The organism is Paracoccus sediminilitoris, from assembly GCF_003259195.1.
In the GTDB taxonomy this organism is placed as follows: Bacteria; Pseudomonadota; Alphaproteobacteria; order Rhodobacterales; family Rhodobacteraceae; genus Paracoccus; species Paracoccus sediminilitoris.
Genome location: NZ_QJPK01000040.1, coordinates 1 through 13,655 on the forward strand (window position 1 = coordinate 1; position 13,655 = coordinate 13,655).

Sequence of the window (13,655 nt, forward strand, 5' to 3'; positions counted from 1 at the left end):
TCTCCGCAATAGCTCTCGCAGCAACAATCCTCTTCTGGCTCTGAAAATCAATGAGGCTGGAGCCTAGATCGATTGCATCTGTCAAATCGACTTTAACGCAACAGGGCTCGACGCCGCCACGCTTTTAAAACGGCCCACCGAAGCATTCGCATCCAGCGCCAGTTCTTTCCCCCGGCCCCGCCATCGTGCGGGGCTTTTTCATGTCCGGAGGTCCTCATGAGTTACCAGATCCGCGCGCGGCAGGCGCGCTGCGCCGCCTTGGGCTTCTGGCCCGGTCCCATCGATGGCATCGACGGCCCGCGCACCCGGGCAGCCTATGCCGCAGCCTGCGCCGCGCAGGCGGCCAATGGCAGGCCCTTCGCGCACCCGACCGGCATCACCCGCATCCACTGGCACTGGACGGCGGGCAACCATCAGCCGAACGCCACCGATCTGCGCGCCTACCATTGCCTGATCCCCGGGGAGGAAGCGCCACGTTGGCCTGTCGATCCGACCGCCGGTCGCTCCCACACTCTGAACGCCAATGGTGGTGCGATCGGGGTCTCGCTCTGAGCCATGGCCGGGGCGCGGGAACGCCCCTTCGAACCCGGCCGCGCGCCGATCACCCCTGGCAGGTCTGCCAGCTGGCCCGCGTCACCGCGCGGCTCTGCCGGGACTACGACATCCCCGTCTCGCGCTGGTCGACCCTGTCGCATGCCGAGATCCAGCCCGCCCTCGGCATCGCGCAGCGCCAGAAATGGGACATCACCTGGCTGCCGGGCATGGCGGGCCCCGCTGATCCGATCGCCGTGGGCGACCGCCTGCGCGACCTGGTGTCCCGCGAATTGCAAACCCACTGATCCCATGGAGATCCTGATGACACGCATCACCCCCACGCTGGCGGCGCTGGCCGCCGCCCTGATGACCGCCCCCGTCGCAGCTTTGGCCGCCGAGGGCATTCCCCAGCTGGTCGACCAGGGCATCGCCTGGCTGGCCGCGCTCTTCGCCTCGGCCGTGGCCGGGGTCATCGCTGCCGCGGTGACCAAGGTGACCGGCGCGGCACTGGACGCCAAGGCCCGCGACACCATCCAGACCGCCATGGAGCGTGCCGCGCGGCTTGGGCTTGAATGGCTGCTGGACCAGGCGGCCGACCTGCCGATCGGCCAGCGGCTGAGCGCCGCCGCCCGCGCCATGCTGCCCTATGTCGATGAAGGCGCCGGCGATGCGCTGAAACGCTTCGGTCTTGATCGGACGCAGGACGCCCGGCAGCACCTGCAGGACATGGCCCGCGCCGAGCTGATCAAGCAGCTGAGCAGCGTCGCGCCTGACAAGCTGAGCGCAGCGCTGGCGCAGGCCACGGCCAACGCCGCGCGCTGAGGCAGACACAGATCCCGAAAACCCAGACAGGGATGGCGGGCGATACGCTCCGCCATCCCGGCCCTTTGCTTGCCCCTCCGCGTCGCGGCAGGGGACCGGACCTTGCGGTCCGATCCGTGCGGCTGCTTTTCGAGGGCCAACCGCACCGACCAGCACGAAGCTTATGGTCGCCTGCACCCCGCGCGGGGCAGGTGCCGCCTAAGCGAGAATCACACTGTGAAACAAGTCAAACCCGCCGCACCTGTCGCACCCTGGCTGGGGGGCAAGAAGCGCCTGCACGGCCGCATCATCCAGCGGATCGAGGCGATCCCGCACCGCACCTACATCGAACCCTTCGTGGGAATGGGGGGCGTGTTTCTGCGCCGCCGGTTCCGCCCGACCCTCGAGGTGGCCAATGACCTGAATGGCGAGATCATCAACCTGTTCCGGATCCTGCAGCGCCACTATCCGCAGCTGATGGAAGTGATGCGCTTCCAACTGGCCAGCCGGCGCGAGTTCGAGCGCCTGCGCGCCACGGATCCTGCCACCCTGACCGACCTGGAGCGGGCCGCCCGGTTCCTCTATCTGCAGCGTCTGGCCTTCGGCGGTCAGGTTGGCGGCGTCTTCGGCGTCGCCGCCACAAACGGCCCGCGCTTTTCCTTGGCGCGTCTGGAGATCATCCTCGAGGAGGCGCGCGAGCGCTTGGACGGCGTGGTGCTGGAAAGCCTGGACTGGGCCGACCTGATCGACCGCTATGACAGCGACCGGGCGCTGTTCTATCTCGACCCTCCCTATTTCGGCGGCGAGGCCGATTACGGCAAGGGCATGTTCGATCGCGGCCAGTTCGCGAAGATGGCCGACCAGCTGGCGCAGATCAAAGGCGGCTTCATCCTGTCAATCAACGACACGCCCGAGATCCGAGAGACCTTCGCTGCCTTCCGCTTCGAAGAGGTGTCCCTGACCTACACCATCAGCGCCGGTGCGGGCACGCAGGCCAGGGAGCTGATCATCTCGAACCGGGCTGAAGAGGCGCGGCTCATCTGACAGTCACCCGAACGCTTGACTGGGCATGGTGCGTTCTTCATATGTTCTTGCCATGTCCAGACGAAGTGACCCGTGACCTGCCCCCCGTTGGTCCCTCGGTCATAACGACAGTCTGCCGGTTTGAGATTGGTAGTCGGCGAATGGTTTCAGGGCAAGCGCGCCGGGCGCGGAGCCCTCGGGTGGCGCAATCGTCCGGCGCGCTTCTAGCGGCGTCAGGTTGCCGAGCGAGGAGTGCGGCCTGACGGCATTGTAGTCATAGCGCCAGAGGGCAATCTTCCGGCGGGCGTCATCCAAGGTGTCGAAGAGATCCTCGTTCAGCAGTTCGTCACGCAGGCTCCCGTTGAACGACTCGATGAAGGCATTCTGCTGCGGTTTGCCGGGATCGATGTAGTGCCAGGCGACGTCGTTCTGCTCGGCCAAGAGCGTCTACCGCTCCGCATCCACTTTTCCGGCTGCCTTCAGCATTTTGTCCCAAGATGGCATCATGCCTCCGAACCTGGCTCTTCACTTTTGCAAAATCGCGTTCCGACATTCCGTGTTCGCAGCATGAGCCCGCGCTGTTCTTGCAGGCCTCATGCTTGTCTGGGATGCCGATGATCTGTTCATCCGTAAATTTTGCTCGCTCCGCTGTTCGTCATCAAATAAATGCGGATTCCAGTTGCCTATGAAGGAAGAGTCCACTGGCAGCTGAATACCTTTCCGCTATCGTTTTGGCCCTTTTCGTCTTATCCTGCCCGCCTCTAGAGAAACCCCGCCACCACCGCCAGTGACGTGCCTGCCGTCCAGATCAGGGCGACGCCGATGCTGTAGCTCCAGTTCCAGCGCAATCCCACGGTGAAGGCCGAGCGCCCCACCAACGATGCGGCATAGGCCACCGTGGTGATGAAGGGCGAAAAGCACATTACCGCCGACCAGATGCCGATCAGCTGAACCGCGGTGGCGGTATCCGACAGCCCCGGGATTGCCAGCTGGCTGCCAAGGCTTCCCAGCACCGATGCCGTGATGATCGGATTGATGCCGATGCAGCCCAGCCCGAACAGCGATCCCGCAAAGATCCACAGCACCGGCAGGGCGGTCAGTTGCAGGTCGATGGCCAGCAGGCGGATCGCCTCGGTCGGCATGACCTCGACCACCAGCACCGACAGAAGCCCCGCCGAGGCAAAGACCGCCAGTTCCGAAGCCGCCAGCGGGAAGCGTGATACCGCGTCGCCCATGACTTGCGTGGTGACCATCGCGGCATCGCGGCCCCCGGTATCGCGGCTGCCGGTCCAGGCGGCCCAGCCCAAGCTGTAGCTGGGCACCACCAGAAGCAAGGATTGCTGGAAGGACAGCGCCGTCAGCGCGTTCAGCGCGATGACAGCCACCCCCAGCAGTGCGACATGCAGCAGCAGCAGCCAGACCGCACCTCCGTCGGCGGGGTCGGGGGGCGATGCTGGCTGCGCCACGATCCTGCCGCGTGGGGCCGTCACCCTGTCCAGCATCCACCCATAGCCCATGCACAGGAACGACAACACAAACCCCAAGGGCGCGAAATCCAGGTAATCCAGCGACGGCATCGAGATCAGCAGCGAATTGACCGCGAACCCCATCGGCGACCACAGCGCCACCAGCGAGAATCCCCGCGTCACGGCCAGCGTCATGCGGCGGAACTTGACCTCTTGCAGGTCGGGCGGCAGATGCCCCGATCCGGTCGCCATTGCCCGCATGGCCATGTCCAGCAGGATCGCCAGCCCGCCCAAGTTGATCAGCGTGCCAAAGATATGCCCCCCGAAATTCAGCGCCAGATAGCGCCGCCCCGGTGGCTGGGCTGTCAGATAGCGACCGGCACGCGCGATTTCCGGGGCAGCCGCCGCGGCGGTGCGCAAAAGCCCCAACAGCGCCAGCAGCGAGGACAGGAATACCGCTCGTTCCAGCGCATGGCCGAAGACATGCACCCCGACCCCTTGCGCCAGGGCAACCCCGACCAGCGCCGCGGCGAGCACCATCGGCACGATGCTGACCGCCGTCAGTTGCCGCCATGTCACGGCAAAGAACACCACCAAGGCTGCGCCCGCCGCAAAGGCCATCCATTCGATCGGCCAGAAGATCTGGATCAGCCCCGTCGCGATCACGACGCAGATGCAGATGCGGGCGATCATGACGGGCAGGGCAGAGGACGGTGGCATCGGGCAGAATTCCTGATCGGGCGGCGCGGACCACCATGCAGCTTGGCCCGCAGCCTTTCAGACCCGCCCGGAAAGGTGAAGGGCTGTTGGAGACGATCATGGCGCTCGACACGGTGTGGGCTTTACCTTCATCAGCCTGCTTTCAACTGTTGGCCCTGCCAACGTTGCCATGAAATAGAGCCCGCTGAGGCCTTGGCTGACATCAGGCGCTGGCCCAGGCTGCACCAGCACCGGCGTCGACGGTATGATGCGCATGATTGTCCGGCTTTGGGTGCCTGCGTCGTGCAGAAGGCGATCGCATCCCCGGGCAAAAGAAATCGGGCGATTTGTGACATTCGGACATGTTGAACGTCAGCGCTGGCCCATGGCGGGTAGCCTGCCATGGGCCAGTGGGCGCTGGATCAGCGGGAATGGGATTTGACGTGAAGTTCGCGGACCTGCTGCGCGAATTCGTCAAAGGGGCCCTGAACCGGTGTGTCGCCGATGACATCGGTGATCGCTAGCGGGCGCACTCGGAACGCAGGCACGCCCAGCTTGGCAAGCCATTCCGTCATCTGTGCCGCCGAGCTTGCATAGACGATCCGACCAAGACCGACCCAGCCATGCGCGGCTGCGCACATGGGGCAGTGCTCACCCGAGGTATAGACCGTCGCCCGGGCCCGATCCTGGGCAGTCAGGTTTTCGGCGGCCCAGCGGCAGATGGCGAATTCCGGATGCCGGGTGTGGTCGCCGCTGCCGATGCGGTTGTGGTCTTCGAACAGGACCTTTCCTTCGTGGGACACAAGCACCGACCCGAAGGGTTCGTTGCCGCTTTCCAATGCTTGGGCGGCAAGTTCGATGCAGCGCTGCAGATGCTGCCGATCCGTATCGTCAATCATGGGAACCTCTTTCCAAGTAGACATGCCCGACCGTTTCAGGATGCGGACCGTGGCGCAATGATCCCCCCACATGGGGCCAGGCAGGGCCAACCTGTCAGCAAGCGTCTTATGACTTGCACCAGTTCTCGTAGGGGCGGCACCTTCCCCTACAAATCCTTGAGCGGCATTGGCGATCACCCGGCAAACGGCCCCCGGTTCGGCACCGGGGGCTGGCCATCACATCGTGCAGTCGGCGGCATAGTTGTCCGCGTAATCTTCGAAGATGGGTTGATCGATCGAGGTCGAATAGAGGCCGTCATCGCGCTTGACGACCTTCGTCAGATAGAAATCCTGGATCGGGTAGTGGTTCGGGCCAAAGTCGAAATCTCCGCGCAGAGAGGTGAAATCGGCGGCCTTCAGCGCCTCGCGCAGGGCGTCGCGATCCGACAGGTTGCCATCGACCGCCGAGACTGCGCTGTCGATCAGCATGGCGGCGTCATAGGCCTGCATCGCATAGACCGCTGGCACGCGATCATAGGCCGCGATGAAGTTTTCGACGAAATCGCGGCTTTCGGGCGTGTCCATGTCGGGGGCCCAGTTCGACCCGCCCGACAGGCCAAGGGCGGCGTCCTGCTGTGCCGGCAGGGTGGTTTCATCGACCGTGAAGGCCGACAGGAAGGGCGTCCCGGTCATGCCCGCCTGGTTGAACTGCTTGACGAGGTTGACGCCCATGCCGCCCGGCATGAAGGCATAGATGGCATCGGGCTGCATCGCGGCGATCTGCGCCAGCTCGGCCGAGAAATCCAGCTGGCCAAGGGGCACCATGATCTCTCCGGCGATGCCGTTCGTATAGGAATGCTTGAAGCCTGCCAGCGCGTCCTTGCCTGCCTGATAGTTCGGCGCCAGCAAGAAGACGTTCTGGAAGCCTTGGTCCTGGGCGTATTTGCCCGACACCTCATGCATCTGGTCGTTCTGATAGGAGGTCACGAACAGGTCCGGGTTGCATTCCGCCCCCGCCAGGTTCGACGTCCCGGCATTGGTGGAAATCAGGAAGGCGCCCCCGTCGGTGACCGGCCCGACGATGGCATTGACGATGTTCGAAAACACCGGGCCGACGACGAAATCGACCTCCTTGCTTTCGACGAGCTCGCGCGCCCGGCTGACGGCGATGTCGGGCTTTTGTTCGTCATCGACGACGATGATCTCGACCGGCTTGCCGCCCAGCTTGTTGTCCAGCTTTTCCATGGCCAGCAGAAAGCCGTCGCGGGAATGTTCGCCCAGGACCGCCGCCGGCCCGCTGAGCGTATAGACCAGCCCGACGCGCACCACGTCGTCATCGGCATGCGCCATCGGCGCCGCCCCGGCAAGGATGCTGGTCGCCAGCAGCGCGGATTTCAGATGTGTCATTCTACCTCCTTGCAGCCTTTTGGCGGCTGCTTGTTGAACCCGTGTGACGTCGGATGGCGCAGCGGTTCGCGCGGTGGCGGTGGAACAGGCAGCGCGACGGGGCGTCCATCCAGCCACGATGACCGCACATCAAAAACGTTGCAATAAAATCCTTCATGCTTGAAACATATTGGCAGGCGATCACGACCAAGGGGGCATGACGCGCATGGGAAACCTTCTGCTGCTTCAGGTCCTGAACGGGGCGCAGTTCGGCATTCTGCTGTTTCTGGTGGCTGCCGGGCTGACGCTGGTCTTCGGCATCATGGATTTCATCAACCTGGCGCATGGCGTGCTTTACATGGTGGGGGCCTATCTGATGGTCAGCCTGGCGGCACTGACCGGCAGTTTCTGGTGGGGGCTGCTGCTGACGCTGCCCGCGACGCTGCTGGTGGGGCTGGTGCTGGAGGTCGCGATCTTTCGCAGGCTTTACGACCGGCCGCATCTGGACCAGGTGCTGGCGACCTTTGCACTGGTGATGATCCTGTCCGAAGGGGTCAAGATCATCTGGGGCGCCGCGCCGCTGAACGTGTCGATGCCGGACCTGCTGTCGGGGTCGATCCCGCTGGCGGGGCCGATCCGTTTCCCCATCTATCGGCTGGCGATCATCGCGGCGGGGCTGGCGACGGCTTTCGGGCTGTGGTTCGTGATCGGGCGCACTCGCATCGGCATGCTGCTGCGGGCGGGGGCGCATGACCGGGCGATGGTCTCGGCCTTGGGGGTCGATATCAGGCGGTTGTTCATGCTGGTCTTTGCCTTCGGGGCGATGCTGGCCGGGTTTGCGGGGGCCATGGTGTCGCCGATCCTCTCGGTCGATCCCGGCATGGGCGACCAGATCCTGATCTTGGGCTTCGTGGTCATCGTAATTGGTGGGGTCGGGTCCATCCGCGGGGCCTTCGTTGCCTCGCTGCTGGTGGGCATCATCGACACGGTCGGGCGCATCTTCGGCCCCATCGTGCTGAAGATGGTGTTGGAACTGGACGCCGCCACCCAGGCAGGCCGCACCGTCGCGCCGATGCTGGTCTATATCCTGATGGCGGCAATTCTGTGCTGGCGCCCCAACGGTTTGTTCGGAAGGGCGGCCTGATGACGCGTCGTGATAGTGCCGCGCTGATCCTGTTCCTGCTGCTGGCAGTCACGCCACCGGTGCTGGAGTTCATGGGACAGGGGTTCTTCGCCTCGGTCGTGACGCGGATGATGATCTATGCCATCGCGGCGCTGTCGCTGGACCTGATCCTGGGATACGGGGCGCTGGTGTCATTCGGCCACGCCGCCTTTCTGGGGATTGGGGCCTATGCCGTGCTGGTCCTGAACAGCATGGGCATCACCGAGATCGCCCTGCAATTCGCCGCGGCCGCGCTGGCGGCGGCGGTCTTTGCGGCCATCACCGGCACCATCGCGCTGCGCACGCGCGGGGTCTATTTCATCATGATCACGCTGGCCTTCGGGCAGATGCTGTATTTCTTCCTGATCTCGCTGTCGGTTTTCGGCGGCGATGACGGGGCCAGCCTGCCGGCGCGGTCCACCATCGCGGGGCGGGGCTGGCTGGATCACGATCTGGCACTGTTCTATCTGGTGCTGGGCATTCTGGTTCTGTGCTTCTGGGGCCTTTCGCGCCTGACCGCATCGCGTTTCGGCCGTGTCCTGATCGGCACCCGCGAGGACGGATTGCGCATGCAGGCCATCGGGTTTCGCATCCTGCCCTATCAGCTGACGGCCTATGTCATCTCGGCGGTGATCTGTTCGGTGGCGGGGGTGCTGCTGGCGAACCAGCTGGAATATGTCTCGCCGCAGCTGGCCAGCTGGCAGCGATCGGGCGAACTGATCATCATGGTCGTTCTGGGCGGCATCGGCAGCCTGACGGGCGCGGTCGCCGGCGCGCTGTTCACCATCGGGTTGGAGGAGGGGATGGCGCGGTTTTCCGAACATTGGAAACTGTATTTCGGGCTGTTGCTGCTGGCGGTGGTGCTGTTTTCGCCGGGTGGGCTGGCGACGCTGGCCGCGCGAATCACCGGAAAGGGGCGCCCGGAATGAGCGACGCGCTGTTGCAGGTCCGGGGTCTGCGAAAATCCTATGGCGCGCTGGCGGTGACCGACGACGTGTCGCTGGATGTGCAGGCCGGACAGGTTCATGCCATCATCGGTCCCAATGGCGCGGGCAAGACGACGCTGATCGCCCAGCTGTCGGGCCAGCTGGCCACCGATGCGGGGCAGGTCATCTATGACGGGGCCGACATCACCCATCTGGACATGCCGGGGCGCGTGCGACGCGGGCTGGCGCGATCCTTCCAGCTGACGCGCATCCTGCCGCAGTTGAGCGTGCTGGAAAACGTGGCCATCGCGGTGCAGGCGCGTTCGGGATCGTCCTTCCGCTTCTGGCGTCCCGCCGGGTCCGAGGCCGCGCTGAACGACCAGGCGATGGAATGCCTGTCCGAGGTGGGGCTGGCGGACAAGGCGCATCGACCCGCGCGCCTGATCTCTCATGGAGAAAAGCGCCAGTTGGAACTGGCCGTGGCGCTGGCCACGGGTCCGCGCCTGCTGCTGCTGGACGAACCGCTGGCGGGCACCGGACCGGACGAGGCCGCGATGCTGGTCGAGCTGCTCTCGCGCCTGCGGTCGCGGGTCACGATGATGCTGATCGAACATGACATGGGCGCGGTCTTTCAGCTGGCCGACCGCGTTTCGGTGCTGGTCTATGGCCGGATCGTGGCCAGCGGCACCCCGGATGCCATCCGCGACGACCCGGCCGTGCGCACCGCCTATCTGGGCGAAGAGGAAGGGACATCCTGATGTTGCTGGTCGAGGATCTGCAGGCCGCCTATGGCGACAGCAAGGTACTGTTCGGCATGTCGCTGGCGGTCGAACGTGGCCAGGTGGTGACCCTGCTGGGGCGCAACGGCATGGGCAAGACGACGACCGTGCGCACGATCTTTGGCCTGTTGAAGCCGCGCGGCGGGCGAGTCAGCATCGACGGGGTTGATGTGACGGGTGCCGCGCCCCACCGCATCGCGCGGCTGGGGTTGGGGCTGGTCCCCGAAGGCCGGCTGATCTTTCCAAATCTGAGCGTTCAGGAAAATCTGCAGGCGACGGCGCGAACTGGCAAATGGGATCTGGCCCGCATCTATGCGATGTTCCCGCGCCTGCAGGAGCGCGCGCGCAATATGGGCAACCAGCTGTCGGGAGGCGAACAGCAGATGCTGGCCATCGGACGCGCCTTGATGACCAACCCCGACCTGATCGTGCTGGACGAGGCGACCGAGGGGCTGGCCCCCCTGATCCGCGAACAGATCTGGGACTGCCTGATCCACCTGAAATCCGAAGGCGAGGCGATTCTGGTGATCGACAAGAATGTCGAGGCGCTGGCCCGCTTTGCCGACCGCCACTACGTCGTCGAAAAGGGGCAGGTCGTCTGGAACGGATCGACGGACGACCTGAAGTCGAACCCCCAAGTCAAGGACCGCTTCCTGGGGGTCTGATTCCGATTGTCACCGCAGGTCGGGGCCATGATCCAAGTTCAGATCTCTGGTTTCCTTCAGTTCGATCTCCAGCTCATCGCGGCTGAATGTGCCGTCCAGCACCAGCGTTTCGCGGTCGCCGATCATGACGCTGGTGGTCTGGCCGTCTTCATCCGCGGCAACGGTGATCTGGGGCGGGTTTTCGGGGTCGAACTCGGTATAGAAGGTCAGCCTGTCTTCGGCCGGAACGAAATCGGTAACATGGCCCGGCCCCTGATCCGGAGAGATGACCATGTTGAAGCTGTCAGACCCTTCTCCACCGGTCGCCAAGTCATCACCCGAGAAATACAAAAGGTCGTCCCCCGCACCGCCCGACAAGGTTTCGGCCCCGCCGCGATCCCATTCGGCATCCGCATCCAGACGGTCGACGCCCAGAACATCATTGCCTGCGCCGCCCAGGATGTCATCGATCCCGCCGCCACCGGCCAGCGTATCGTCGCCATCCCCGCCCATCAGCCGATCATCACCGGTATTTCCTTCGACGTAATCGTCGCCCGCGCCCGCCGTGATCGTGTCACTGCCGGCAAGGCCCAGCAGGATGTCGTCACCTTCGGACCCGGAGATCTCCTCATCCGCATTCGTTCCCACGACGCGGATGCCATCAATGGGGTTGGGATCGACCGCGTCATCGTCCTTGTCGTCATCATCGCTGCCGAAGATGTCAAAGGGGTCCATGTAAAGCAGGGTCAGGCCCGCAAAGATCAGCCAATTGGCAAGGAATGCCCATTCGTATTGCACGCGGATGCCCTTCTTGCGACTGCCCCAACAGGTCCATGCGAAAAGACTATCTAGGCAGGGTTAACAATCAATGAATTTGTCGCAAGGCGCCGGGATGCGCCCCTTTCGGGGCGCGATGCGGGTCACCCTTGCAACAGGACCGGGCTGTGATCGCCTGTGGCGAACTTGCGCAGTACGGCGGGGTAAAGCCGGTGTTCCTGCACCAGCACCCGGGCGGCCAGGGTTTCGGGCGTATCGTCCGGCAGAACGGGCACGCGGGCCTGTCCCAAGAGGGGGCCGTCGTCCAGCACCGGGGTGACCAAGTGGACGGTGGCGCCCGCCTCGGTGTCGCGGGCGTCAATCGCGCGGGCATGGGTATGCAGGCCCGGGTATTTGGGCAAAAGAGAAGGATGGATGTTCAGCATCCGCCCTTGGAAGCGCGTGACGAACGCGGGGGTCAGGATGCGCATGAAGCCTGCAAGACAGATGATGTCGGGATCGGCAGCCAGCAGCGGATCCAGCAGGGCGGACTCGAAGCCGGCGCGATCACCCGGAAAGTCGCGGTGATCGACGGCGGCGGTCGGGATACCCAGATCGGCGGCGCGGGCCAGCCCGGCCGCATCGGGGTCGTTCGACGCGACCAGAACCGGCCGCGCCGGATGATCGCCGGTCATGTCCTGGGCCAGGCGCAGCATGTTCGAACCGCCCCCCGAGATCAGGATGGCGACGCGTTTCATGCAAGCTGGCCCGAGTAGCGCATGCCCGCGCCTTCGGTGACGGTACCAAGGCGGTGGACGATTTCGCCTTCTTGGGTCAGCAATTCGGTCAAGGCGTCGGCGCGGTCGGCAGCGACGGCCAGGATCATGCCGATGCCGCTGTTGAAGGTCTTGAGCATCTCGGCCTGCTCGATGCCGCCTGCTTCGGCCAGCCAAGTAAAGACGGGCGGCAGGGACCAGGCGGTCAGATCGATATCGGCGCCCAGATCCATGGGCAAGACGCGGGGCAGGTTTTCGGTCAGGCCACCGCCGGTGATATGGGCCAGCGCATGCACGCCACCCGCACGAACCGCAGCCAGCGCCGAGGTGACGTAGAGCCGCGTCGGGACCAGCAGGTCCTGACCCAGGGTGCCTTCGCCAAAGGGTGATGCGTCGTTCCAGTCCAGGCCCGCATGTTCGGCCACCTTGCGGACCAGCGAATAGCCGTTGGAATGCACCCCGTCCGAGCGCAGGCCCAGCAGCACGTCGCCCGCCACGACGCCCGCGGGCAAGGCCGTGCCACGCTGCATCGCGCCGACGGCAAAGCCCGCCAGGTCGAAATCGCCGTCATGATACATGCCGGGCATTTCTGCGGTCTCGCCGCCGATCAGGGCGCAATTGGCGGCCTTGCAGCCGCGCGCGATGCTTTCGATGACGCGCGCGCCTTCGTCCACAGACAATTTGCCAGTGGCGAAATAGTCCAAGAAGAACAGCGGCTCGGCCCCTTGGCAGACCAGGTCGTTCACGCACATGGCGACCAGATCCTGGCCGATGCCGTCCAGATGGCCGGTGTCGATGGCAATGCGCAGCTTGGTGCCCACCCCGTCGGTCGCCGCGACCAGGACAGGATCGTCAAAGCCCGCCGCGCGCGGGTCGAACAGCGCACCGAAACCACCCAAGGCGTCCATGACCCCCGGCCGCTTGGTGGCGGCCGCAGCCGGTTTGATGCGTTCGACCAAAGCGTTCCCTGCGTCGATATCGACGCCTGCATCGCGATAGCTGATCCCGTTCTGTGTCATGGCGGCCCCCGGCTGATGTCGGCTTCCCGATAACGGAACTGCGCCCATCAAGCAACGCCCAAGCGCTTGACCGTCCCGCATGGCCGCATTACGCAGAAACCTGCTGCAGGGGCCTGTAGCTCAATTGGTTAGAGCAGGGCGCTCATAACGCCTTGGTTGGGGGTTCGAGTCCCTCCGGGCCTACCAAACCCCATCATTTTCCCTTTTCCTTCCAGTCATTTAGTCGTTATTCCGGTGAACCTTGCAGGAAGGTTCACCGCCGTTTGTTCCCTGTTCGGCCTTGCAAGCAGCTTCGCAACCGCCGAATCTGCCAAACCTTCCCGAAGGGCGGCCTTGGTGTAGTGCTGCACCTCGGCCAAAGTTTTATGCCCAGTCACGGACATAATTTCATGCGCCGTTGCCCCAGCCTCTGCCAGTCGTCTGGCACACGCCTTCCGCAGACCGTGAGCCGTGCATTCCGGCAAGTCTGCCGCATTACACCACTCACGCATAAGATTGCCAAGCCCGTTCGGCGACCGGCCTTTGCCATAAGCCGTTGCCAGATATGGCCTATTCTTCGCAAGGTCGGCCAGCACCGCCGCCAAATCCGGATGCACCGGAATGCTGATCAACATGCCGTCGCGACCCTGCATCTTTTGGCGGCTTTATCCGCCCCTGCCCCGTCTCTTGTCCGCCTCCACCCGAACCTGTCGGAGCTTTACCCGCGCAAGGTCACCGAGCTGGCGGATGCCCTGACCAACCCGGAGATCCGGATGTCGGCTCTGGAGATCATCCGTGGGCTGATCGAGGTGGTAACCGTCCATGTC

At 64.4% G+C, this 13,655-nt stretch carries 15 protein-coding genes, 1 tRNA gene and 1 pseudogene; 9 read left to right on the forward strand and 8 right to left on the reverse strand.

Features of this window, described 5'->3' with window-relative positions:
- Positions 1-216 precede the first annotated feature (216 nt).
- The 4 genes from DKT70_RS16685 (at position 217) to DKT70_RS16695 (ending at position 2,379) form a co-directional block, all read left to right on the forward strand.
- Complete coding sequence (locus DKT70_RS16685; RefSeq protein WP_111560205.1) at positions 217-552, forward strand: peptidoglycan-binding domain-containing protein; 336 nt, start codon at positions 217-219, stop codon at positions 550-552.
- Positions 477-839 carry a hypothetical protein gene (locus tag DKT70_RS17870; RefSeq protein ID WP_146612672.1) on the forward strand — a complete coding sequence of 121 codons (363 nt, stop codon included), beginning with the start codon at positions 477-479 and terminating at the stop codon, positions 837-839. The genes DKT70_RS16685 and DKT70_RS17870 overlap by 76 nt, the downstream gene beginning before the upstream one ends.
- A gap of 16 nt (positions 840-855) precedes the next feature.
- Positions 856-1,356, forward strand: a complete 501-nt coding sequence (locus DKT70_RS16690) for a hypothetical protein (RefSeq protein ID WP_146612673.1) — start codon at positions 856-858, stop codon at positions 1,354-1,356.
- Positions 1,357-1,572: 216 nt separating this feature from the next.
- Entirely contained in the window at positions 1,573-2,379 is an 807-nt protein-coding gene (locus DKT70_RS16695; RefSeq protein ID WP_111560207.1) for a DNA adenine methylase, read from the forward strand.
- 99 nt (positions 2,380-2,478) lie between these two features.
- On the opposite strand, the pseudogene DKT70_RS16700 reads toward DKT70_RS16695, so the two are convergent.
- The 4 genes and pseudogenes from DKT70_RS16700 to DKT70_RS16715 form a co-directional block, all read right to left on the reverse strand.
- Positions 2,479-2,796 (reverse strand): annotated as a pseudogene (locus tag DKT70_RS16700) (integrase core domain-containing protein); the annotation flags it as partial.
- A 323-nt stretch (positions 2,797-3,119) separates the two neighbouring features.
- Positions 3,120-4,544, reverse strand: a complete 1,425-nt coding sequence (locus DKT70_RS16705; RefSeq protein WP_111560208.1) for a hypothetical protein — start codon at positions 4,542-4,544, stop codon at positions 3,120-3,122.
- 401 nt (positions 4,545-4,945) lie between these two features.
- Positions 4,946-5,422, reverse strand: coding sequence for a nucleoside deaminase (locus DKT70_RS16710; protein ID WP_111560209.1), 477 nt, complete (start codon positions 5,420-5,422; stop codon positions 4,946-4,948).
- A 216-nt stretch (positions 5,423-5,638) separates the two neighbouring features.
- On the reverse strand, positions 5,639-6,808 hold the full coding sequence (locus tag DKT70_RS16715; RefSeq protein ID WP_111560210.1) for an ABC transporter substrate-binding protein: 1,170 nt from the start codon (positions 6,806-6,808) through the stop codon (positions 5,639-5,641).
- 205 nt (positions 6,809-7,013) lie between these two features.
- Here DKT70_RS16715 and DKT70_RS16720 point away from each other — a divergent pair, with 205 nt between their 5' ends.
- From DKT70_RS16720 to DKT70_RS16735, 4 genes are read left to right on the forward strand one after another with little or no spacing between them, the layout of a single operon-like run.
- On the forward strand, positions 7,014-7,931 hold the full coding sequence (locus tag DKT70_RS16720; RefSeq protein WP_111560211.1) for a branched-chain amino acid ABC transporter permease: 918 nt from the start codon (positions 7,014-7,016) through the stop codon (positions 7,929-7,931).
- A complete protein-coding gene (locus DKT70_RS16725; RefSeq protein ID WP_111560212.1) occupies positions 7,931-8,878 on the forward strand; it encodes a branched-chain amino acid ABC transporter permease in 948 nt (315 codons plus the stop codon). Before DKT70_RS16720 ends, DKT70_RS16725 begins: the two co-directional genes overlap by 1 nt.
- On the forward strand, positions 8,875-9,633 hold the full coding sequence (locus tag DKT70_RS16730; protein WP_111560213.1) for an ABC transporter ATP-binding protein: 759 nt from the start codon (positions 8,875-8,877) through the stop codon (positions 9,631-9,633). The genes DKT70_RS16725 and DKT70_RS16730 overlap by 4 nt, the downstream gene beginning before the upstream one ends.
- Positions 9,633-10,319 (forward strand): ABC transporter ATP-binding protein, encoded by a 687-nt coding sequence (locus DKT70_RS16735; RefSeq protein WP_111560214.1) that lies wholly within the window; start codon positions 9,633-9,635, stop codon positions 10,317-10,319. The genes DKT70_RS16730 and DKT70_RS16735 overlap by 1 nt, the downstream gene beginning before the upstream one ends.
- 9 nt (positions 10,320-10,328) lie before the next feature.
- Here DKT70_RS16735 and DKT70_RS16740 read toward each other — a convergent pair whose 3' ends face one another.
- The 3 genes from DKT70_RS16740 to purM all read right to left on the reverse strand — a co-directional run bounded on the left by DKT70_RS16740 (position 10,329) and on the right by purM (position 12,849).
- Positions 10,329-11,096, reverse strand: a complete 768-nt coding sequence (locus tag DKT70_RS16740) for a calcium-binding protein (protein ID WP_111560215.1) — start codon at positions 11,094-11,096, stop codon at positions 10,329-10,331.
- Positions 11,097-11,218: 122 nt separating this feature from the next.
- Positions 11,219-11,812, reverse strand: coding sequence for a phosphoribosylglycinamide formyltransferase (gene purN / locus DKT70_RS16745; RefSeq protein WP_111560216.1), 594 nt, complete (start codon positions 11,810-11,812; stop codon positions 11,219-11,221).
- Positions 11,809-12,849, reverse strand: coding sequence for a phosphoribosylformylglycinamidine cyclo-ligase (purM, locus tag DKT70_RS16750; RefSeq protein ID WP_111560217.1), 1,041 nt, complete (start codon positions 12,847-12,849; stop codon positions 11,809-11,811). The genes purN and purM overlap by 4 nt, the downstream gene beginning before the upstream one ends.
- Positions 12,850-12,958: 109 nt before the next feature.
- Here purM and DKT70_RS16755 point away from each other — a divergent pair.
- Positions 12,959-13,035, forward strand: a tRNA-Ile gene (locus DKT70_RS16755).
- 29 nt (positions 13,036-13,064) lie between these two features.
- On the opposite strand, the gene DKT70_RS16760 is transcribed toward DKT70_RS16755, so the two are convergent.
- Complete coding sequence (locus DKT70_RS16760; protein WP_158530139.1) at positions 13,065-13,463, reverse strand: site-specific integrase; 399 nt, start codon at positions 13,461-13,463, stop codon at positions 13,065-13,067.
- Positions 13,464-13,655: the final 192 nt, after the last annotated feature.